The 19290-nt window shown below is 68.7% G+C and carries 19 protein-coding genes; 9 read left to right on the plus strand and 10 right to left on the minus strand.

The genetic code is table 11. The features are described from left to right. The 3 genes from ACT6S0_RS15445 to ACT6S0_RS15455 form a co-directional block, all read right to left on the minus strand. Positions 1-148: PHP domain-containing protein (locus ACT6S0_RS15445; protein ID WP_444764720.1), on the minus strand; the 148-nt coding region annotated here is incomplete at its 3' end. A gap of 372 nt (positions 149-520) precedes the next feature. Further along, positions 521-2245: a single-stranded-DNA-specific exonuclease RecJ gene (recJ, locus tag ACT6S0_RS15450; protein ID WP_444764693.1), complete on the minus strand. Its 1725-nt coding sequence runs from the start codon at positions 2243-2245 to the stop codon at positions 521-523. Next, on the minus strand, positions 2242-3126 hold the full coding sequence (locus tag ACT6S0_RS15455; protein WP_444764694.1) for a hypothetical protein: 885 nt from the start codon (positions 3124-3126) through the stop codon (positions 2242-2244). Before ACT6S0_RS15455 ends, recJ begins: the two co-directional genes overlap by 4 nt. A 61-nt stretch (positions 3127-3187) precedes the next feature. On the opposite strand from ACT6S0_RS15455, the gene ppk1 reads away from it, so the two are divergent. Both ppk1 and ACT6S0_RS15465 read left to right on the plus strand, forming a co-directional pair. Further along, positions 3188-5248, plus strand: coding sequence for a polyphosphate kinase 1 (gene ppk1, locus ACT6S0_RS15460; protein WP_444764695.1), 2061 nt, complete (start codon positions 3188-3190; stop codon positions 5246-5248). A 7-nt stretch (positions 5249-5255) separates the two neighbouring features. Then, positions 5256-5717 (plus strand): SixA phosphatase family protein, encoded by a 462-nt coding sequence (locus ACT6S0_RS15465; RefSeq protein WP_444764696.1) that lies wholly within the window; start codon positions 5256-5258, stop codon positions 5715-5717. Positions 5718-5760: 43 nt separating this feature from the next. Here ACT6S0_RS15465 and ACT6S0_RS15470 read toward each other — a convergent pair whose 3' ends face one another. Together ACT6S0_RS15470 and ACT6S0_RS15475 are read right to left on the minus strand one after the other, a co-directional pair. Continuing rightward, on the minus strand, positions 5761-6165 hold the full coding sequence (locus ACT6S0_RS15470; RefSeq protein WP_444764697.1) for a GFA family protein: 405 nt from the start codon (positions 6163-6165) through the stop codon (positions 5761-5763). An 85-nt stretch (positions 6166-6250) separates the two neighbouring features. Further along, a complete protein-coding gene (locus ACT6S0_RS15475; RefSeq protein ID WP_444764698.1) occupies positions 6251-7744 on the minus strand; it encodes a Ppx/GppA phosphatase family protein in 1494 nt (497 codons plus the stop codon). A gap of 59 nt (positions 7745-7803) precedes the next feature. On the opposite strand from ACT6S0_RS15475, the gene ACT6S0_RS15480 reads away from it, so the two are divergent. Together ACT6S0_RS15480 and ACT6S0_RS15485 are read left to right on the plus strand one after the other, a co-directional pair. After that, the gene (locus tag ACT6S0_RS15480; RefSeq protein WP_444764699.1) at positions 7804-8667 is read left to right on the plus strand and encodes a dienelactone hydrolase family protein; all 864 of its coding nucleotides are present in this window, start codon (positions 7804-7806) and stop codon (positions 8665-8667) included. A gap of 63 nt (positions 8668-8730) precedes the next feature. Then, a complete protein-coding gene (locus ACT6S0_RS15485; protein ID WP_444764700.1) occupies positions 8731-9519 on the plus strand; it encodes a ZIP family metal transporter in 789 nt (262 codons plus the stop codon). A gap of 30 nt (positions 9520-9549) precedes the next feature. On the opposite strand, the gene ACT6S0_RS15490 is transcribed toward ACT6S0_RS15485, so the two are convergent. The 4 genes from ACT6S0_RS15490 to ACT6S0_RS15505 form a co-directional block, all read right to left on the minus strand. Further along, complete coding sequence (locus ACT6S0_RS15490) at positions 9550-9984, minus strand: universal stress protein (protein WP_056263629.1); 435 nt, start codon at positions 9982-9984, stop codon at positions 9550-9552. Between the two features lie 66 nt (positions 9985-10050). After that, complete coding sequence (locus ACT6S0_RS15495; RefSeq protein WP_444764701.1) at positions 10051-10884, minus strand: sulfurtransferase; 834 nt, start codon at positions 10882-10884, stop codon at positions 10051-10053. Continuing rightward, positions 10881-11783, minus strand: coding sequence for a DMT family transporter (locus ACT6S0_RS15500; RefSeq protein WP_444764702.1), 903 nt, complete (start codon positions 11781-11783; stop codon positions 10881-10883). Before ACT6S0_RS15500 ends, ACT6S0_RS15495 begins: the two co-directional genes overlap by 4 nt. Continuing rightward, positions 11783-12895: an aromatic ring-hydroxylating oxygenase subunit alpha gene (locus tag ACT6S0_RS15505; RefSeq protein ID WP_444764703.1), complete on the minus strand. Its 1113-nt coding sequence runs from the start codon at positions 12893-12895 to the stop codon at positions 11783-11785. The genes ACT6S0_RS15500 and ACT6S0_RS15505 overlap by 1 nt, the downstream gene beginning before the upstream one ends. A gap of 141 nt (positions 12896-13036) precedes the next feature. Here ACT6S0_RS15505 and xseB point away from each other — a divergent pair, with 141 nt between their 5' ends. The 3 genes from xseB to dxs are packed head-to-tail and all read left to right on the plus strand — an operon-like array spanning position 13037 to position 16183. Further along, entirely contained in the window at positions 13037-13381 is a 345-nt protein-coding gene (gene xseB / locus ACT6S0_RS15510) for an exodeoxyribonuclease VII small subunit (protein ID WP_444764704.1), read from the plus strand. Then, positions 13378-14265, plus strand: coding sequence for a polyprenyl synthetase family protein (locus ACT6S0_RS15515; protein WP_444764705.1), 888 nt, complete (start codon positions 13378-13380; stop codon positions 14263-14265). Before xseB ends, ACT6S0_RS15515 begins: the two co-directional genes overlap by 4 nt. A 10-nt stretch (positions 14266-14275) precedes the next feature. After that, positions 14276-16183 (plus strand): 1-deoxy-D-xylulose-5-phosphate synthase, encoded by a 1908-nt coding sequence (dxs, locus tag ACT6S0_RS15520; protein WP_444764706.1) that lies wholly within the window; start codon positions 14276-14278, stop codon positions 16181-16183. On the opposite strand, the gene ACT6S0_RS15525 is transcribed toward dxs, so the two are convergent. Beyond that, a complete protein-coding gene (locus tag ACT6S0_RS15525; protein ID WP_444764707.1) occupies positions 16152-17039 on the minus strand; it encodes a LysR family transcriptional regulator in 888 nt (295 codons plus the stop codon). The two genes, dxs and ACT6S0_RS15525, sit on opposite strands and share 32 nt — an antisense overlap. Before the next feature lie 70 nt (positions 17040-17109). On the opposite strand from ACT6S0_RS15525, the gene lysA reads away from it, so the two are divergent. Both lysA and ahpC read left to right on the plus strand, forming a co-directional pair. Next, positions 17110-18354, plus strand: coding sequence for a diaminopimelate decarboxylase (gene lysA, locus ACT6S0_RS15530; protein ID WP_444764708.1), 1245 nt, complete (start codon positions 17110-17112; stop codon positions 18352-18354). 345 nt (positions 18355-18699) lie between these two features. Next, positions 18700-19263: an alkyl hydroperoxide reductase subunit C gene (gene ahpC / locus ACT6S0_RS15535; protein WP_444764709.1), complete on the plus strand. Its 564-nt coding sequence runs from the start codon at positions 18700-18702 to the stop codon at positions 19261-19263. The last annotated feature ends 27 nt before the right edge of the window (positions 19264-19290 follow it).

A 19290-nucleotide genomic window follows, 5' to 3' on the forward strand; every position in this document is an offset into this window, starting at 1 on the left:
GGCCCTCGCCGCCGATCCCGACGTGGTCGCACAGCGACCACACCTCGACCCCGGCGGCCTTGGCGCGTTCGGCCAGGGCTTCGGGTGTCAGCGTGCCGTCGGAGATGACCGAGTGGCAGTGCAGGTCGGCGTTCGTGCTCACGGACAGGATATTCACCCCTGAATTATCGGTGCAGCCCCTGGCGCGTTCCCGCCAGGGGCTTTGCGGAGGCGCTGCGTGAAGCTCAGGCGTGCGCTGGGGGGCGCGCGGCAGATAGACGGAGTAGCGAGCCAGCAGGATGCCACCGTCGATCCAGCGCGCGGGCTGGGTGGGGTTCAGCCTGCTTCGACACGGGTCTGCATGTCGGCCAGCCGGCGGCTGCCGCGCGGGCGGGCGGCGGAACCTGCGCTCCACCCAGTCCCGCGGCGCGAACTTGTGCTGGCGGGCCCGCGGCGGCCGTGTCAGCCAGGGCCAACTTCCACGCCCGCTGCAGCGCGGCCTACAGCACGGGCAAGCTACCTCTTCTCCGGGCCGAGAGGCTCAGGCGCAGGCCTCGATGACGTACTGCACCCGCTGCTGGCCCTGCCATTCATCCAGGCACAGGCGGTAGGCGAGCATGATGCGCTCGGGCAGCATGTCGACGTGGTTGAACCAGATCGCGTCGATCAGCTTGCCGCCCTGGCGCAGGCGCAGCTTGAGGTGCTTCTCCCCGACCAGGCGTTGCGAGATCAGCTCGAAGCGGTCGCAGAACACCGGCGCCTCGAAGCCCTGGCCCCAGACCTGGGCGTCCAGCAGCCGCGCCGTCTCGGCCGTTGCGGCTTCCACCGGCAGCGCGCCGTCGTGGCGCAGCGTGCGGGTCAGGTCTTGCTCGTTCAACCATTCCTCGGCGACGCGGGCGAAGGCCAGCGCGAAGCGGTTGACGTCGCTGACGTCGCCTTGCGCCAGCGTCGCGCCGGCCGCCATCGCATGGCCGCCGAACTTGGCCAGCAGCGTCGGCTCGCGCTTGCTGACCAGGTCCAGCGCATCGCGCAGATGAAACCCCGGGATGGAGCGGCCGGAGCCCTTGAGCTGCCCGTCGGCGCCGCGTGCGAAGACGAAGGTCGGGCGGTGCACCCGGTCCTTGATGCGCGAGGCGACGATGCCGACGACGCCCTCGTGGAAGTCGGCGTCGAACAGCGCAACGGCCGGGGGCAGGGCGCCCGACAGCGCCTCGACAAGCGCATCCAGCCGTGCCTCCGCCATGTCCCGCATGCCGCTCTCGATCTCGCGCCGCTCGCGGTTGATGGTGTCGAGCTGGATCGCCAGCGCCAGTGCGCGCTCGGGGTCGTCGGTGGTCAGCGCCTCGATGCCCAGCGTCATGTCGGCCAGCCGCCCGGCGGCGTTGATGCGCGGCCCCAGCGCGAAGCCGAGGTCGAAGCCCTGGGCCTTGGACGCATCTCGCTTGGCCGCGCTGAACAGCGCCATCACGCCGGGCTGCGCGCGGCCGGCGCGCATGCGCTTCAAGCCTTGCGCGACCAGGCGGCGGTTGTTGGCGTCGAGCTTGACGACGTCGGCCACCGTACCCAGCGCGACGAGGTCGAGCAGGCCGTCCAGGCGCGGCACCTCCTGGAAGGCACCCCGCGCGCGCAGTTCGGCGCGCAGGCCCATCAGCACGTAAAAGGCCACGCCCACCCCGGCCAGCGATTTGCTGGCGAATGTGCAACCGGGCTGGTTGGGGTTGACGATGGCCGAGGCGTCGGGCACGACGACCACGCCGTCGATGACGGCCGGCAGATGGTGGTCGGTCACCAGCACCTTCAAGCCGCGTGCTCGCGCATGCGCCACGCCGGCGAGGCTGGCGATGCCGTTGTCCACCGTGACGAGCAGCGCGGGCTGCTGCTCCAGCGCCAGGTCGACGATGGTTGGCGTGAGGCCATAGCCATGCACGGCCCGGTCGGGCACGACATAGCCGACATGCCGGGCGCCAAGCAGCTTGAGGCCGCGCAGCATGACGGCACAGGCGGTGGCGCCGTCGCAGTCGTAGTCGGCCACGATGACGATGCGCTCGCCCGCCTGGATGGCGTCGGCGAGCAGCCGGGCGGATTCGGGCAGACCCTTCAAGCCGGCGGGTGGCAGCAGTTGCTGCAGGCTTTCATCCAGCTCCACGGCTTCGCGCACACCGCGCGCGGCCAGCAGGCGGGCCAGCAGTGGCGCGATGCCGGCCTGCTCCAGCGCCCAGGCGGTGCGCGGCGGCACGTCTCTCTCGACCAGCCTGGGCGAATTCACAGCGCCTCCAGCACGGCTGCCACGTCGGGCGACTGGAACCGGCGCTTGAGCCTGCCCATCAGCGACAGCGGCTGGGCGGTGAAACGACGCGCGAGGCGCTCGCCACACAGCGTCAGGCTGGTCAGCGGCTGGCTCAGCGGGCCTGCGTCCAGGCGCTGCCAGGCCTCGACCCAGGCGGCCAGGTCACCGTTCTGCAGCGGCTCGGTAAGGCGCGGGTCGACGGTCACACCGGCGGCCTGGCCGTTGCTGCGGCCGATATCGCCGATCCAGACCGAGTTGACGGCGTGTTCGCGGCGGGCTTCACGTTCGATGTTCAAGGCATGGCCGTGCAGCAGCATCTGAGCCTCGTTCTGCCAGCGGCGCAGCACGCGACTGTCGGGCAGCCAGGGCTCGACGGGCCGGCCGGCGGCGCGCTCGATGCTGGCCACTGCCAGGCCATTCAAGCCGTCCAGTGCGCTGGCATGGCCAATGGCCCAGCGGGTGGCGTCCAGCAGCCGCCATTGCCAGCCTTCGGCTTCGGGCCAAAGCTCGCGCAGCACGCCGACGATGCGGGCCGCGTCGGATTCCGAGAGCTGCAGGGCCGCGGGCGGCAGCACGTCCACGCCATCGGTCCCGACGGCCAGGTGCACCGGGCTCATCAGCGCCCAGGCCAGCTCGGGGCCGGCGTCCACCGCCCAGGCCGCCGCGCTGGGTTCGGCCTGCTGGCGCAGCGCGGCCTCGGCGAGGTGGTGGGGCGGCTGGGGGGAGAGCTCGTCGCTGCCCCAGGTCTCGGCCTGGCTCAGCCGGGCCAGCTGTGCGGCCAGGTTGGGCAGGGCCAGGCCGGCCAGCGCATGCCGCGCGGCTTCATCCAGCGCGCTGGCATTGGGGATCATCAAATGCATGGCGCGATTATCCGAGCCCGGCTTCAAGGCGTTGTCACACAAGCTTCATACACTTTTGAGCATGACCGACCCGACCCCGCTGAAGCTGCTCAACCGCGAACAGGCCATTCTTGAATTCAACCGGCGCGTGCTCGCCCAGGCCCAGCGTGAGGACGTGCCGCTGCTGGAGCGGCTGCGCTACATCTGCATCGTGTCGAGCAACCTCGACGAGTTTTTCGAGGTGCGCTTTGCCGACATGCTGGAAGCCGCGCGTGACCCGCTCAGCACCGTCACCGGTCAGGATGTCGAGCGTGTCGGCCGTGCGGCGCACACGCTGATCGACGAGCAGTACCTGATCTTCAACGAGCAGGTCATGCCGCTGCTGCTCAAGCAACGCATCGTCGTGCTCAACCACGCCGACCGCGACGAACCGCAGCGGCACTGGGTCGCCAAGTTCTTCGAGCGCGAGGTCAAGCCGCTGCTGGTGCCCGTGGGGCTGGACCCGGCCCACCCCTTCCCGCAGGTGGCCAACAAGTCACTGCACTTCATCATGCGGTTGTCGGGCAAGGATGCGTTCGGCCGCGACAACCGCATCGCCATCGTCAAGGTGCCGCGCGTGTTGCCGCGTGTCATCAAGCTGCCGGCCAGCGTTTCCGACGGCCGCCAGGCCTATGTGCTGCTGACCAGTGTCATCCGCGCTCACCTCGAGGAGCTGTTCCCGGGACGCAAGGTGGAGGCGTTCTCGCAGTTCCGCGTCACGCGCGACTCCGACCTGGAGGTCGACGAGGAGGAGATCGCCAACCTGCGCCATGCGCTTCGATCGGGGCTGACGACGCGCCATTTCGGCCGCGCGGTGCGGCTGGAGGTCGTCAACACCTGCCCGGCCGAGCTGTCGGAGTTCCTGCTCGAGCAGTTCGGCCTGCCGCAGGCGGCGCTGTATCGCGTCAACGGCCCCGTCAATCTCGTGCGCCTGAACGAGCTCATCGACCTGACCGACGCGCCGGGCTTGCGCTTCAAACCCTTCGAGCCCGCGTGGCCGACGCGCCGCCTGCCGCGTCACAAGTCCATCTTCGACAAGCTCAGGAAGGGCGACGTGCTGCTGCACCATCCGTTCGAGAGCTTCGACCCCGTCGTGCAGATGCTGCGCGAGGCGGTCAACGACCCCGACGTGCTGGCCATCAAGCAGACCATCTACCGCACCGGCGCCAAGTCCGAGCTGATGGACCTGCTCATCGAGGCGTCGCGGCGCGGCAAGGAGGTGATGGCCGTCGTCGAGCTGAAGGCGCGCTTCGACGAGGAGGCCAACATCAACTGGGCCGAGCGCCTGGAGGCCGTGGGCGCCCAGGTGGTCTACGGCATCGTCGGCTACAAGACCCACGCCAAGCTGCTGCTGATCACACGCCGCGAGGGTGGCAAACTGCGCCGTTACGGCCATATCTCCACCGGCAACTACAACCCCAAGACCGCGCGGCTCTACACCGACCTGGGCCTGCTGACGGCCGACGCCGACCTGACCTTCGACGCCGACGCGGTGTTCCGCCAGCTCGCCTCGCTGGGCAAGTTCAAGGTGTCGCGGCGCATGCTGCTGGCGCCCTTCAACATGCACAGCCGCATGCTGGAGCTGCTGGCCCAGGTGGAGGCTGCGGCGCTGGCCGGCTACAAGGCGGCGCGCGTGGTCGTGAAGATCAATGCGCTGACCGACGCCGAGCTCATCCATGGCCTGCTGCGCACAGCCCAGGCCGGCGCCAAGGTCGACCTCATCGTGCGCGGCGCCTGCATGCTGCCGCCGGGCCTGCCCGGCGTCAGCGACAACATCGTCGTACGCTCTGTCGTCGGCCGCTTCCTGGAGCATTCGCGGGTCTGCTATTTCCGCTGGGCCGCGCCGACCGAGGCCGACCCGGGCGAGGCCCTCTTCCTGTCCAGCGCGGACTGGATGAGCCGCAACATGTTCCGCCGCATCGAGGTGGCCTGGCCGGTGCAGGACGCGCGGCTGCGCCAGCGCGTCATCGACGAGGCGTTGCAGCCCTATCTGCACGACACCATGGACGCCTGGCAGCTCGGCCCCGACGGCCGCTCGGCACGCGTCGATGTCAAGGGCACCGTCAGCGCGCAGCAGGCGCTGATGCGGCGGTACAGCGAGTAGGCGCGTCATGGACCTGATCCTCTGGCGCCACGCCGAAGCCGAGATCGCCGTGCCGGGCCAGGACGACCTGCAGCGCGCACTGACGCCCAAGGGCGAGCGCCAGGCGCGGCGCATGGCCGCCTGGCTGAACCACCGCCTGGCGGCGACCACGCGTGTCCTCGTCAGCCCGGCCCTGCGCTGTCGCCAGACGGTTGAGGCGCTCGGGCGCGAGGTTCGCATCGTGCCGTCCATCGCGCCGGACGCACCCTTTTCCGCCCTTGTCGAGGCATCGCGTTGGCCCAGGTCGGCCGAGCCGGTGCTGCTGTGCGGCCACCAGCCGACGCTGGGCCAGCTGGCCGCGCATTTGCTGGCTGGCGTCGAGCAGGACTGGGCCGTCAAGAAGGGCGCCGTCTGGTGGCTCCGCTGGCGCCAGCGCGATGGCCAGCCCGAGGTGACGCTGCACGCGGTGCAGGGGCCGGACGCGCTCTAACTAGCTAGCTGAGGCGGCCCGCCTTCCCCTCGGGCAAGGGGCTTCAAAGATGGCGCGTCTCTTCCGGCTTGTTCCACCAGTTGTTGTGCAGGCCGTCGAAATACTGCACCGGCGCGCTCACCAGTTCCGCGGGCGTGACATCGTCCAGGCAGTTCACCTTCACCGACACGAAGGCGCCACCCATCTCCTCGATGTGGCCGTGGCCGTAGGTCCTGACGCCGCAGGTCTTGCAAAACAGGTTGTGGATGCAGTTCGAGCCGAACTGGTAGTCGGTCTGCGCGTCGGCGCCTGCCAGCAGGCGGAAGGCATCGGGCTTGACGCTGGCGCTCCAGTTGCGCGTCTTCGTGCAGATCGAACAGTTGCAGCGGCCCGTGCCGGCGGCCAAGTCGAGGTCCACTTCGAAACGGACTGCTTTGCAGTGGCAGCTGCCGGTGTAGGTCTTCAGCATGGCGGTGTCTCGCGCAGGTTGGGGGGAATCCATCCTCGCGAGCATCGCTGTCAGCGCGTGACAGCAGGCCGCTTGTTGCGGGCCGTTACGCCAGCGCCAGCTCGATGATGCCGGTACGCGCCCAGGCCTCGCCCTCTTCCTTGAGCAGGTAGCGTGTGCGCGCGTGGCCGGTGGACCAGCTCTTGGGGCAGCGCAGCGTCAGCTGCTTGGCATGGCGCTCCAGCAGCAGGCCGTCCGCCGTGACCGGCGTGCGCGCATGGCAGAGGATGACGGCCAGGCGCAGCGCGATCAGTTGTGCCAGCAGGCTGGTGTCGGCCAGCTGGGCCTCCATCTTGCGCAGGCCGCCGCGCTGGCCCAGCGCCAGTGCCGCCAGGCGCTGCAGCTGGTTGGTGGAGAAGCCGGCCGCGTCGACATGGGCGAGCAAATAGGCGCTGTGGCGGTGGTGGTCGTGGTGGGAGACCAGCATGCCCATCTCGTGCAGGGCTGCGGCCCAGCGCAGTTCGCGCAGCAGCTCGGCCTGGGGCTTGGGTTCGATCTGCCGATAGAGGCGTTCGGCCTGCTCGGCCACGCGGTCGGCCTGGGCGATGTCGACGGCGAAGCGCGTCTGCAGCTCGCTGACCGAGGTGGCCCGCGGGTCGGCCGCGCCGCTGGGCTGCAGGCGCTCGGCCAGGTCGAAGATGACGCCCTGGCGCAGCGCGCCCTTGGTGGGCAGCAGCTCCTTGATGCCGAACTGCGTCAGCAGCGTGTAGAGGATGCACAGCCCACCGGCGACGACCGGGCGGCGGTCGTCCTTGAGCCCGGGCAGTTGCAGCTTGTCCTGCGAGCCTGCGGCCAGGCATTGCTCGACGCACCAGCGCAGCGCGTCCTGCGTGATGCGGCCATCGGTCTGGCCGGAGGCCGCCAGCAGCTGCGACACCGCGCCCACCGTGCCCGACGAGCCCAGCGCTTCTTGCCAGAGCTCGGGGCGGAACAGCGTCAGCGCCTCCTCCAGCTCGGCCCCGGCGGCGACCTGGGCGGCGCGGAATGCCTCGGCGGTGTAGCGGCCATCGCCGAAGAACCGCAGCGACAGCCCGACGCTGCCGACGCCGAACGATTCGGCCAGCACGGGCTTGCGGCCGGTGCCCAGGATCATCTCGGTGGAGCGCCCGCCGATGTCGATGACCAGGCGCGGCTTGGTCGACGGCTGCAGGCGCGCGACGCCGGCGAAGATCAGCCGCGCTTCCTCGCGACCCGCGATGACTTCGATGGAGTGACCCAGCACGGCTTGCGCGCGCGCCAGGAAGGCATTGCGGTTGCGCGCCTCGCGCAGCGTCTGCGTGGCGACGGCCCGGATGCGCTCGGGCCGTATCCCCACGAGCTGCTCGCCAAACGCCTTCAGGCAGGCCAGGCCGCGCTGCATGGCGGCCTCGGTCAACATGCCCTGGGCATCCAGGCCGGCGCCCAGGCGGACGTTCTCCTTGATGTAGCTGACGCGCTGGTAGCGCTCGCCGGAAAGGCGGGCCAGTTCGAGTCGAAAACTGTTGGAACCGATGTCGATGGAGGCCCAAAGGCTGGTGACTGAGTCGGGGCGCGTCGTCATGGGCGCGGATTGTCGGGGCAAAATTTGACCCCCCCGCCATCGTCATTTCAGGAGTGCCCATGTTGAAGGAAGAGATCGACAGCCTCGTGCCCGGGCGCGATTTCAGCCGCCGCGGTTTCGTGCAGACGGCCGTGGGCAGTGGCTTCGCCGCCGCCGTGTTGCCGGTGACGGCCCAAGCCATCACCACCGACACGGCAGGCCTGGAGGCCGGCTCGGTCACCATCCCGGTGGGCGACTTCAAGATGCCGGCCTACCGCGCCCAGCCCGCCGGCAAGAAGAACCTGCCGGTCGTGCTGGTGGCCAGCGAGATCTTCGGCGTGCACGAGCACATCGCCGACGTCTGCCGGCGCTTCGCCAAGCTGGGGTATCTGGCCATCGCGCCCGAGTTCTTCGTGCGCCACGGCGATGCCCGCGCCTACACGGACATCCCGAAGCTCATCAGCGAGGTCGTCAGCAAGGCGTCCGACGCCCAGGTCAACGCCGACCTCGACGCGGCCGTCGCCTGGGCCGCGGCCCATGGCGGCGACACGGCCAGGCTGGGAATCACCGGCTTCTGCTGGGGCGGCCGCACGAGCTGGTCCTATGCCGCACACAACCGCGGACTGGGCGCAGCGGTGGCCTGGTACGGGCCGGTGGCGCGCAACTACTTCGCCGGTGACAAGACCATCATCGAGCGCGCCGCCGGTATCAAGGTCCCGGTGCTGGCCTTGTATGGCGCGGCCGACACCGGCATCCCGGTCGAGACGCTGACCCAGCTCGAAGCCGCGCTCAAGGCCGCCGGCAACGTCCGGAGCGAGTTTGTCGTCTATCCCGACACGCCGCATGCCTTCCACGCCGACTACCGGCCCAGCTACCGCAAGGCCGCAGCCGACGATGGCTGGGCCAAATGCCTGGCCTGGTTCAGCAGGCATGGGGTCGTTTGACGGCTCTGCTACGCTGACCGCCCTCGGGCCGCAGCAGCGGCCCGTTGCTTTCCCGCCTTTTCCATGACCCTGACCTATATCGTGCTCGCCACCTTTGCGGGCGGGCTGCTGTCGGTGCTCGTCGCCGCGAGCCTGACCGTGGCCGTGCTGACACGCCTCGTGAAGAGCCTCGTCAGCCTGTCTGCCGGCATCTTGCTCGGCACCTCGCTGCTGAACGTGCTGCCCGAAGCCTTTGAAAGCCATACCGCACCGCCGCAGACGCTGTTCGCCGTGCTGCTGGGTGGCCTGCTGTTCTTCTGGCTGCTGGAGAAGGTAGAGCTGTATCGCCACGTCCACCATCACGAGGGCGACGGGCACCATCACCATCATCATTTCGACGCCGAGCAAGCGGGCCGCGGCGGGCTGACCGTGCTGGTGGGCGACAGCATCCACAACTTCTGCGACGGCGCCATCATCGCGGCGGCTTTCCTGGCCGACACCTCACTGGGCTTCGCGACGGCGCTGGCCATCGTGGCGCACGAGATCCCGCAGGAGGTGGGCGACTACATCGTGCTGCTGAACGCCGGCTTCAGCCGCGCCAAGGCGCTGCTGTTCAACGCCATCTCCGGCATGGCCGCGGTGGTCGGCGGCGTGTTGGGTTATTTCCTGATCGGCAGCCTCGACGGCGTGCTGCCGTATCTGCTGGTGCTGGCCGCCAGCAGCTTCATCTACATCTCGGTGGCCGACCTGCTGCCCCAGTTGCAGCAGCGCCTGGCCTGGCGCGAGACCTTCGCCCAGGTGGCCTGGCTGGCGGTGGGCCTGGGGGTGTCCCTCACTGTGTCCGAGCTGCTGCACGGCTCGCACGCGCACTGAGCGCGCCGCCGGCGCGAAGGCTGGCCGGCTTTACTTGACGATCAGCACCGGCAGGTCGGTGTGGGTCAGCACCTTCTGCGTCTCGCTGCCGAGCAGCAGCGCGGCGACACCGCGGCGGCCGTGTGAGGCCATGACGATGAGATCGACGGACTCGGCCTTGGCGTGATCGATGATGGCCTCCCAGGCGTGCAGGGCCTCGATGGTGTGGGCCTTGCATGACAGGCCCTGTGCGGCGGCGGCCGCGCTGACCGCCTCGACACGCTGCGTGGCCACGCGCAGCTGGGCGTCGATGAATTCCTGCGGCGGCACGGGCTGGATCTCGGAGACCGCGCTGTACGGGAAAGGCTCCATGACGCTCAGCGTCAACAGCTGGGCGCCGTGCGCCTTCGCCAGCTCGATGGCGGTGTTGACGGCGTTGATGGTGATGTCGGAGCCGTCCGTCGGGACGAGGATGCGCTTGAACATTCGGTCCTCCAGTCGTTGTGGAAGACCCCAGTGTGGACCATCAGGCCCGGGATTGCTTGTCGGAGATCAAGCCTTTGCAATCGGGCGCGCCGGGTCCGCGGACCATTCGCTCCATGAACCTGGATAGAGCAGGCCCCCGAGCGGTTCACCGAGGCCGGCATGGGCCATCGCCAGCAGGTTGTGGCAGGCCGTGACGCCCGATCCGCACTGGTGCACGATCTGGTCGGCCGGGTAGGGCGCCAACAGTGCGGCGAACTCGGCGCGCAACTCGGCGGCCGGCTTGAAGCGGCCGTCGGCGGCGAGGTTGTCCTTGAAGAAGCGGTTGCTGGCGCCCGGGATGTGTCCGGCGGCCTTGTCCAGCGGCTCGACGTCGCCGCGGAAGCGTTCGGCAGCGCGGGCGTCGATCAGCCTGACCTGGCCCAGCTTCTTCAGCAGCGTGGCGGCGTCGATCTGGCCGGCCAGCGAAGGGCCCGGCTGCCAGTCGGTGGGCGTGGGAGCCGGGACTGTGGTGCAAAGTTCGCCATCCCAGGCCCCATCGAGCACGGCCACCTCGGCGTGGCCCAGCCAGCGCAGCATCCACCACAGGTGCGCGGCGTAGGGGCCGCCCTGGCGGTCGTAGGCCACGACCTGGCGGCCGGCGGCCAGGCCCAGGCGGCGCATCAGCGCGGCGAAGTCGGACCGCTCGGGCAGCGGGTGGCGGCCACGGAAGGTGCCGTCCGGGCCGGTTTTGTCGCCGCACAGATCGCGGTCCAGGTGCAGGTAGTGGGCGCCCGGAATGTGGCCGGCCGTGTAGGCGCGTTCACCGGCGTCGGTGTCGGCGAGGTCGAAGCTGGCCTCGAGGATCAGCGGGTTGGCGAGGTCGCGCAGCTCGGTGGGGGTGATCAGCGTCGTGTAGGTCATGACTCGGCGGGGTTGAACTGACTGTCTTTGGGCGGCGGGGCGACCTTGTTGCGCAGCAACGTCGCGGCCAGGCCGGCGCCGATGATGAGCAGCATGCCGACGGTGGCGTGCCAGGTCAGCGGGTCCTTGAACAGCAGCATGCCGTAGATGAAGGAAAAGACGATGCCCAGGTACTGCAGGCAGGCATTCACGAGCGGCTTGCCGGTGCCGTAGGCGCGCGTCAGGCAGACCTGGGCGGTGGTGGCCAGCACGCCGACGGCGAGCAGCAGGGCGGCGCCCCACAGCGAGTGGGCCTGCAGGCCGCCCTGGGTGACGGCCGTGATGGCGGCGCCGGCCACGCAGCCGCCCACCGAGAAGTAGAAGACGACGCGCAGCTCCGGCTCACCCGCGCGGCCGAGAGCCGTCACCTGTAGGTAGGCCATGGCGGCCAGCATGCCCGACAGCAGGCCGGCCATGCCGTGCCAGAGCTGCTGCTGGTCCAGCGTCGGGCGCAGGATCAGCGCGACGCCGGCAAAGCCGAGCAGTACCGAGGCCATCAGCCGCCAGTCGAGCTTCTGCGCACCCATCAGCACGGCGCCGCCGAGCAGGAACAGCGCCATCCAGACGGAGGACATGTAGTTCAGCGTCATCGCTGTGGCCAGCGGCAGCTCCGCGATGGCATAGAACCACAGGCACAGCGACGTGACGCCGGAAACGCTGCGCCACAGGTGCATGCCCGGCACGGTGGTCTTCAGGCTCATGCGCTGCCGCCGGCAGAGCAGGGCCATCATCAGCATGCCGACCAGGCCCCGATACATGACGATCTCGCTGGCCGCGTAGAACTCGCTGGCCAGCTTGACGCAGACGCCCATGGTGGCGAACAACAACGTCGCTGCCACCATGAGCAGGGGCGCTGGCATCAGAGTGGCGCGCCGATCTCGGTCCGGTACCACTCGTGGAAATGCTGCATGCCGTCTTCCATCGGGCTCTGGTAGGGGCCGGCTTCGTTGTCGCCGCGCAGCATCAAGGCCTTGCGGCCGGCATCCATGCGCTCGGCGATCTCGTCGTCTTCAACGCAGGTCTCCATATAGGCAGCCTGATGCGCCTCGACGAAGTCGCGCTCGAAGGCGGCGATCTCCTCGGGGTAGTAGAACTCGACGAGGTTGACCGTCTTCTGCGGCGACACCGGGTGCAGCGTCGAGACGACCAGCACGAGCGGATACCACTCGACCCGGATGCGCGGGTAGTAGGTCAGCCAGATTGCGCCGGCTTCCGGCGGGCGGCCCTGGCGGAACTTCAGCAGCTCGTCGTGCCAGCGCTGGTAGACCGGCGAGCCGGGGCGCTCCAGCTCGTTCTGGACGCCGACTGTCTGCACCGAGTGGTGCTTGCCGAATTCCCAGGCCAAGTCGTCACAACTGACGAAGCCTCCCAGGCCGGGGTGGAAGGGGCCGACGTGGTAGTCCTCCAGATAGACCTCGATGAAGGTCTTCCAGTTGTAGTTGCACTCGTGGACCTGCACCTTGTCGAGCACGTAGCCCGTGAAGTCGAGCTGTGCGCGCGGGCCCAACTGGCCCAGCTCGGCGGCGACATCGTGGCCGTTGTCCTCAAACAGCAGGCCGTTCCATTCCCGCAGCGGGTAGCGGTTCAGGTTCAGGCAGGGGTCCTGGTCGAAATGCGGTGCGCCGATCAGCTCGCCCCGGTGTGAATATGTCCAGCGGTGCAGCGGGCAGACGATGTTGGCCCGGGTGTTGCCGCGGCCCTTCAGCATCAACGCCTGGCGGTGGCGACAGACGTTGGAGAGCAGCTCGATGCCTTGCGACGACCTCACCAACGCGCGGCCTCCGCCCTCCTGCGGCAGCGCGTAGTGGTCGCCAACTTCCGGCACGGCCAGTGCATGGCCGACGTAGCGGGGCCCTCGCTGAAAGATGCTGGCCTGCTCGCGCTGGAACAGATCGGTATCGAAATAGGCGCTCACCGGGAGCTGGGTCTGGCTGCGTTGTAGCGCCGAGACGGGAAGGCTCAGGTCGGACATGATCCAGGCGGGTCTTTCAGGCGGAATGGGGTGCTGCGTCCCTCCGGCGCATCTCGGTGTTTGCCGAGTCGGCCAGGTTGCTTGTGGTGAAAGGAGAGCGGCGCGTGCGCGCGCTCGGGCGTGAGGTCCGGGATTCTACGCATGGCAGTAGCGGCTCGCCGACGGTTACGCCTGGTGGCAGGTGAATCTCAAAACCCGCTGACTACAATCGCCGTTTCGCGTTTTGAAATGACAAAGACCTCGTCCCGCACCAAGGCCGCCGCGTCAGACGGCGACGAACTCAGCTACGAGCAGGCGCTCGGCGAGCTGGAGCGCCTGGTGGCGGCGATGGAGGGGCAGCAACTGCCGCTCGACCAGCTTTTGCACGGCTACAAGCGGGGGGCGGAACTGCTTGCCTTGTGCCGCAGCCGACTGCAGGCGGTCGAACAGCAGGTCAGGCTGCTTGACGGCGCCGAACTGAAGGCCTGGGAGGGCCCCGAATCTTGAATGCACAGGACTTTGAACGCTGGACGCAGGCGTCGTTGAACGCCTTCGAGGCGGCATTGGACGAATTGGTGCCGACTGGCGCGCCCGCCGGGCTGGGCGAGGCCATGCGCTATGCGGTGCTGGGCGGCGGCAAGCGGCTGCGCCCGCTGCTGGTGCTGGCCAGCTGCGCCGCCGTGGGCGGTGACAGCTTTGCCGCCATGCGCGCGGCCTGCGCGGTCGAGCTCATCCATGCCTATTCGCTGGTGCATGACGACATGCCCTGCATGGACAACGACGTCATGCGCCGGGGCAAGCCGACCACCCATGTCGCCTTTGGTGAAGCCCAGGCGATGCTGGCCGGCGATGCCATGCAGGCCCTGGCCTTCGAGGTGCTGACGCCGGACGCCGGCATCCCGCCCGTGCTGCAGGCGCGGCTTTGTGCGCTGCTGGCGCGCTCGGCCGGGCACGACGGCATGGCCGGCGGCCAGGCCATCGACCTGGCCAGCATCGGCAAGCAGCTCGATGAGACGACGCTGCGCGACATGCACCGCCGCAAGACCGGCGTGCTGCTGCAGGCCAGCGTCATGATGGGTGCGGCCTGCGGGCCTGCATCGACGGCGGCGACGCAGGCCCTGTCGGACTACGGCGCCGCACTCGGCCTGGCCTTCCAGGTCGTCGACGACATCCTGGACGTGACCCAGGACTCCGAAATCCTGGGCAAGACCGCCGGCAAGGATCAGGATGCGAACAAGCCGACCTATGTCAGCGTGCTGGGCATCCATGCGGCGCGGACCCTGGCCCAGACCCTGCGCGCCGAGGCCAAGGCGGCGCTGGCCGCCAGCGGCCTGACCGATGTCGGCCACCTGAGCCTGCTGGCCGATTCCGTCGTTGAACGGGACAACTGAGAAAGCCATCATGGACTACCCCTTGCTGAGCGCCATCGACAGCCCCGCCGACCTGCGCCGCCTGCCGCGCACGGAGCTGAAGAAGCTGGCCGACGAAGTGCGAGCCTATGTGCTGGCAAGCGTGGCCAAGACCGGCGGCCACCTCGGGTCCAACCTCGGTACGGTCGAGTTGACCGTGGCCCTGCATTACGTCTTCAACACGCCGGAGGACCGGCTGGTCTGGGACGTGGGTCATCAGACCTATCCACACAAGGTGCTGACCGGCCGGCGTGACCGCATGTCGGGGCTGCGCCAGCTCGGCGGCATCAGCGGCTTCCCGCGCCGCGACGAAAGCGAGTACGACACCTTCGGCACCGGCCATTCGTCGACCAGCATCTCGGCCGCGCACGGCATGGCCATGGCGGCCAAGCTCAAGGGCGAGAGCCGCAAGGCCGTGGCCATCATCGGCGACGGCTCGATGACCGCGGGCATGGCCTTCGAAGCACTGAACAATGCCGGCGTGGCCCATGGCGGCCTGCTGGGCGATGTGCTGGTCATCCTGAACGACAACGACATGTCGATCAGCCCGCCGGTCGGGGCGCTGAACAAATACCTGGCGCGGCTGATGAGCGGCAGCTTCTACACGGCGGCGCGCGAGGGCGCCAAGAGCGTGCTCAAGAACACGCCGCTTTACGAGTTCGCGCGCAAGTTCGAGGAGCACACCAAGGGCATGGTCGTGCCCGGCACCATCTTCGAGGAGTTCGGCTTCAACTATGTCGGCCCCATCGACGGGCACGACCTGGAGTCGCTGATCCCGACGCTGGAGAACCTGCGCGAGAAGAAGGGCCCGCAGTTCCTGCACATCGTGACCAAGAAGGGCTCGGGCTACAAGCTGGCCGAGAACGACCCGGTCAAGTACCACGCGGCCTCCGGCAAATTCGACCCCGCGGTGGGCTTCGTCAAGCCGGCCACGCCGCCCAAGACGACGTTCACCCAGGTCTTCGGCGAATGGCTGTGCGACATGGCCGAGGCCGACTCCCGCCTCGTCGGCATCACGCCGGCCATGCGCGAGGGCTCTGGCATGGTCGAGTTCCACAAGCGCTTCCCGCAGCGCTATCACGACGTCGGCATTGCCGAGCAGCATTCGGTCACCTTCGCCGCCGGCCTGGCCTGCGAGGGCATCAAGCCCGTCGTCGCCATCTACTCGACCTTCCTGCAGCGCGCCTACGACCAGATGGTGCATGACGTGGCCATCCAGAACCTGCCCGTGCTGTTCGCGCTGGACCGTGCCGGCCTGGTGGGTGCAGACGGCGCGACGCATGCCGGCAACTACGACATCGCCTACACCCGCTGCATCCCCAACATGGCCGTGCTGACACCAGCCGACGAGGATGAGTGCCGCCAGGCGCTCTATACCGGCTTCATGCACGACGGCCCGGTGACCGTGCGCTATCCGCGCGGCGCAGGTGCAGGCATCACGCCGGTCAAGGCGATGACGGCCCAGGCCTGGGGCAAGGGCGTCGTGCGCCGCGAAGGGCACAGCAACGGCCAGCGCATCGCCATCCTGGCCTTCGGCACCTTGCTTTACCCGGCGCTGGAGGCCGCGGAGCGGCTGGACGCGACCGTCGCCAACATGCGTTTCGTCAAGCCGCTGGATGCCGAACTGGTGGCCGAGCTGGCACGCACGCATGACGCCCTGGTCACGGTGGAAGACGGCTGCGTCATGGGCGGCGCCGGCAGCGCCGTCACCGAGGCGCTGAACGCCGCGGGTTTGAGCGTGCCGGTGCTGCAGCTCGGCCTACCTGACGAGTTTGTCGAGCATGGCGACCCGGCCAAACTGATGAGCCTGTGCGGGCTGGACGCCGCCGGCATCGAGGCCAGTATCGTCAAGCGCTTCGGTACCAAGCCTACGGTTGTGGCGCGCTCCGCAGCGCGCTGAGCAGGGCTTGGACCAGCGGTTGCGCGGGTCGGTGGACGGGGATCAGGGCGCTGACCCGGTAGGGAATCGACACCGCAAGCGGCCGCACCACAAGGCCTGACCCCGCGCAGGCCGCGGCCGTCAGCGGGTTGACCACGGCCAGGCCCAGGCCGGCCCGCACCAGCTCGCAGACGGCCACCGCGCTGTGCGTCTGCACCCGCAGCCGTCTTGCAATGCCTGCCGCGTCGAAGCGGGCATCGATCTCGCGCCGGTAGGGGTCGTCCTCGGCCAGGCTGATGAAGTCCTGACCCTCGAAGTCCTTCAGGCGCAGCCGCTTGCGCGAGGCGAGTGCATGGTCGGCCGGCAGCACGGCGACCTCGTCGGCCTGCAGCACCGGTTCGACGCGCACGCCGGGCAGGGGCGTGGCCTGTTCCGCCAGGCCGAGGTCGAAGCGCTGTTCGCTGATCCAGGCGTCCAGCAGCGGTGGCTCGGCCGGTGTGATGGCCACGCGGGCGGTCGGGTGCCGGCCCAGCAGCGCGGCCAGTGCGCCGGGAAGCAGCGCGTGCGACAGCGCCGGCAGGCTCAGCAGGCTCAGTTCGGCATCCTCCGAGCGCCCCAGCGCCTCGGCCCGCTCGATGACGCGGGCCAGGCCCTGGAAGCTGCGCTCCACCTCGTCGAACAGCGCCCGCGCCCGCGCAGTCGCCTTGAGGCGGCCGTGCTCACGCTCGAACAGAGCGTAGCCGAGCAGGTGCTCCAGCCGAGCCAGGTCGCGGCTCAGCGTGGGCTGCGAGGTATGCAGCAGCGCCGCGGCGCCCGTGACGCTGCCTGCCGTCATGACGGCACGGAACACTTCGATGTGGCGGTGTTGGATGTCCATATCAGGATTGAATTGTCTCCGCACAATTTGCGATTTGATTGAATGGATGGAAGGCGGCATCCTGCGTCCCATGACCAAGCCCCTGCCTGCCGCTCTGAACCCCGCCCGCCTCTCGACCCTGGCCGCCGAGCACGGCACGCCGCTGTGGGTCTATGACACCGCCACCATCCGCCAGCGCGCTGCGTCGCTGCGGCCCTTCGACGTCGTCAGATTCGCGCAGAAGGCTTGCTCCAACGTCCACATCCTGAAGTTGCTGCGCGAGGCCGGCGTCAAGGTCGATTCCGTCTCGCGCGGTGAGATCCTGCGCGCCCTGGCTGCGGGTTATGAAACCGGGGGGGACGACATCGTTTTCACCGCCGACCTGCTGGACCATGCCACGCTGGCCACCATCGTGGAGCACCGCATCCCCGTCAACGCCGGCTCCATCGACATGCTCGATCAGCTGGGAGAGGCCTCGCCGGGCCACGCTGTCTGGCTGCGCATCAACCCCGGCTTCGGCCATGGCCACAGCCACAAGACCAACACCGGCGGCGAGCACAGCAAGCATGGCATCTGGCACGCCGACCTCGGCGCCGCGCTGGCCACCATTCGCCGCCACGGGCTCAAGCTGGTCGGCCTGCACATGCACATTGGTTCCGGCGTCGACTACGAACACCTGGCCCAGGTCGGCCAGGCCATGGTCGGCCTCGTGCGCGAGGCGATCGGCGCCGGCCACGACCTGCACGCCATTTCGGCCGGCGGCGGGCTGTCCATTCCCTATCGGGACGGCGACGCGCGCATCGACGTCGCCCACTACTTCGGCCTCTGGGACGCCGCGCGCCGCGAGGCCGAGGCGCTGGTCGGTCACGCGCTGAAGCTGGAGATCGAGCCCGGCCGCTACCTCGTCGCCGAGAGCGCCGTGCTGCTGGCCGAGGTCAGGGCGGTCAAGAACGCCGGCGCCAACCGGTTCGTGCTGGTGGATGCCGGCTTCAACGAGCTGATGCGTCCGGCCATGTACGGCGCCTTCCATGCGATGAGCCTGATCGCCGCGGCCGGTTCCGGCGGTGCTGCCCAGCCCACCGTCGTCGCCGGGCCGCTGTGCGAATCGGGCGACGTATTCACCCAGGGCCCCGGTGGCGAAGTGCTGACGCGCGAGCTGCCGCCCGCCCAGGTGGGTGACCTGCTCGTCATCCACGACGCGGGTGCCTACGGCGCGTCCATGTCGAGCAACTACAACAGCCGTCCCCTGGCCGCCGAGGTGCTGGTCGACGCCGACACGAGCCGGCTCATCCGGCGCCGTCAGACGGTCGAGGAATTGCTCGCGCTCGAAACCTGACGCTGCCAACCGCTGGCGCCTTGGCGCCAGGTCGGTTGATCATGCGGTGCATGAAGCGCCCCCCGATTCAATGCGCCGCGGTACATCGGGCAACATACCGATCGGCGGCGCGCTGATGAATCGTCACCGCGCTGCCTTAGGCTCGCCGGACAGGCGCGACACGGCGGCAGCTGAGACGCAAGCACGGCCATCGTGCCCCCCCCCCGGTTGCGCGGCGTGAAGCGCGCGTCCCGAGCCCTGTCGATAGGCAATGGCAATAGCGTCGATTTGATAAATGTTTTCAACCGAAAACAAGGCGCCGATATAGTTCTGCCTATCCCATCCACCCCCAAACGGAGCATGCGAATGTCTTTGATCAACAGCCAAGTCCAGCCCTTCAAGACCGAAGCCTTCCACAACGGCAAGTTCATCACCGTCAGCGATGAAACGCTCAAGGGCAAGTGGTCCGTGCTGATCTTCATGCCGGCCGCCTTCACCTTCAACTGCCCGACCGAAGTCGAAGACGCGGCGGAAAGCTACGCCGAGTTCCAGAAGATGGGCGCCGAGGTCTACATCGTCACCACCGACACCCACTTCTCGCACAAGGTCTGGCACGAGACATCGCCGGCCGTCGGCAAGGCCAAGTTCCCGCTGGTGGGCGACCCGACCCACACGCTGACCAATGCCTTCGGCGTGCACATCCCTGAAGAAGGCCTGGCGCTGCGCGGCACCTTCGTCATCAACCCCGAAGGCATCATCAAGACGGCCGAGATCCACTCCAACGAGATCGCCCGCGACGTGTCTGAAACCCTGCGCAAGCTCAAGGCGGCCCAGTACACCGCCGCCAACCCCGGCCAGGTCTGCCCGGCCAAGTGGAAGGAAGGCGCCAAGACCATCGCCCCGAGCCTGGACCTCGTCGGCAAGATCTAAACGCCATGCTGTTTGCAAGGAGCCCGG

Origin of the sequence: Roseateles sp. (assembly GCF_052436255.1) — a bacterium.
In the GTDB taxonomy this organism is placed as follows: domain Bacteria; phylum Pseudomonadota; class Gammaproteobacteria; order Burkholderiales; family Burkholderiaceae_C; genus Pelomonas.

Excerpts from the sequence above, each read along its gene's own strand:
- ahpC (WP_444764709.1), top strand. The coding sequence starts at position 18,700 with ATGTCTTTGATCAACAGCCAAGTCCAGCCCTTCAAGACCGAAGCCTTC.
- ACT6S0_RS15465 (WP_444764696.1), top strand. The coding sequence starts at position 5,256 with ATGGACCTGATCCTCTGGCGCCACGCCGAAGCCGAGATCGCCGTGCCG.
- ACT6S0_RS15495 (WP_444764701.1), bottom strand. The coding sequence starts at position 10,884 with ATGACCTACACGACGCTGATCACCCCCACCGAGCTGCGCGACCTCGCC.
- ppk1 (WP_444764695.1), top strand. The coding sequence starts at position 3,188 with ATGACCGACCCGACCCCGCTGAAGCTGCTCAACCGCGAACAGGCCATT.
- ACT6S0_RS15475 (WP_444764698.1), bottom strand. The coding sequence starts at position 7,744 with ATGACGACGCGCCCCGACTCAGTCACCAGCCTTTGGGCCTCCATCGAC.
- ACT6S0_RS15525 (WP_444764707.1), bottom strand. The coding sequence starts at position 17,039 with ATGGACATCCAACACCGCCACATCGAAGTGTTCCGTGCCGTCATGACG.
- ACT6S0_RS15490 (WP_056263629.1), bottom strand. The coding sequence starts at position 9,984 with ATGTTCAAGCGCATCCTCGTCCCGACGGACGGCTCCGACATCACCATC.
- ACT6S0_RS15480 (WP_444764699.1), top strand. The coding sequence starts at position 7,804 with ATGTTGAAGGAAGAGATCGACAGCCTCGTGCCCGGGCGCGATTTCAGC.
- ACT6S0_RS15500 (WP_444764702.1), bottom strand. The coding sequence starts at position 11,783 with ATGCCAGCGCCCCTGCTCATGGTGGCAGCGACGTTGTTGTTCGCCACC.
- ACT6S0_RS15505 (WP_444764703.1), bottom strand. The coding sequence starts at position 12,895 with ATGTCCGACCTGAGCCTTCCCGTCTCGGCGCTACAACGCAGCCAGACC.
- ACT6S0_RS15455 (WP_444764694.1), bottom strand. The coding sequence starts at position 3,126 with ATGCATTTGATGATCCCCAATGCCAGCGCGCTGGATGAAGCCGCGCGG.
- ACT6S0_RS15485 (WP_444764700.1), top strand. The coding sequence starts at position 8,731 with ATGACCCTGACCTATATCGTGCTCGCCACCTTTGCGGGCGGGCTGCTG.
- dxs (WP_444764706.1), top strand. The coding sequence starts at position 14,276 with ATGGACTACCCCTTGCTGAGCGCCATCGACAGCCCCGCCGACCTGCGC.
- xseB (WP_444764704.1), top strand. The coding sequence starts at position 13,037 with ATGGCAGTAGCGGCTCGCCGACGGTTACGCCTGGTGGCAGGTGAATCT.
- ACT6S0_RS15470 (WP_444764697.1), bottom strand. The coding sequence starts at position 6,165 with ATGCTGAAGACCTACACCGGCAGCTGCCACTGCAAAGCAGTCCGTTTC.
- lysA (WP_444764708.1), top strand. The coding sequence starts at position 17,110 with ATGACCAAGCCCCTGCCTGCCGCTCTGAACCCCGCCCGCCTCTCGACC.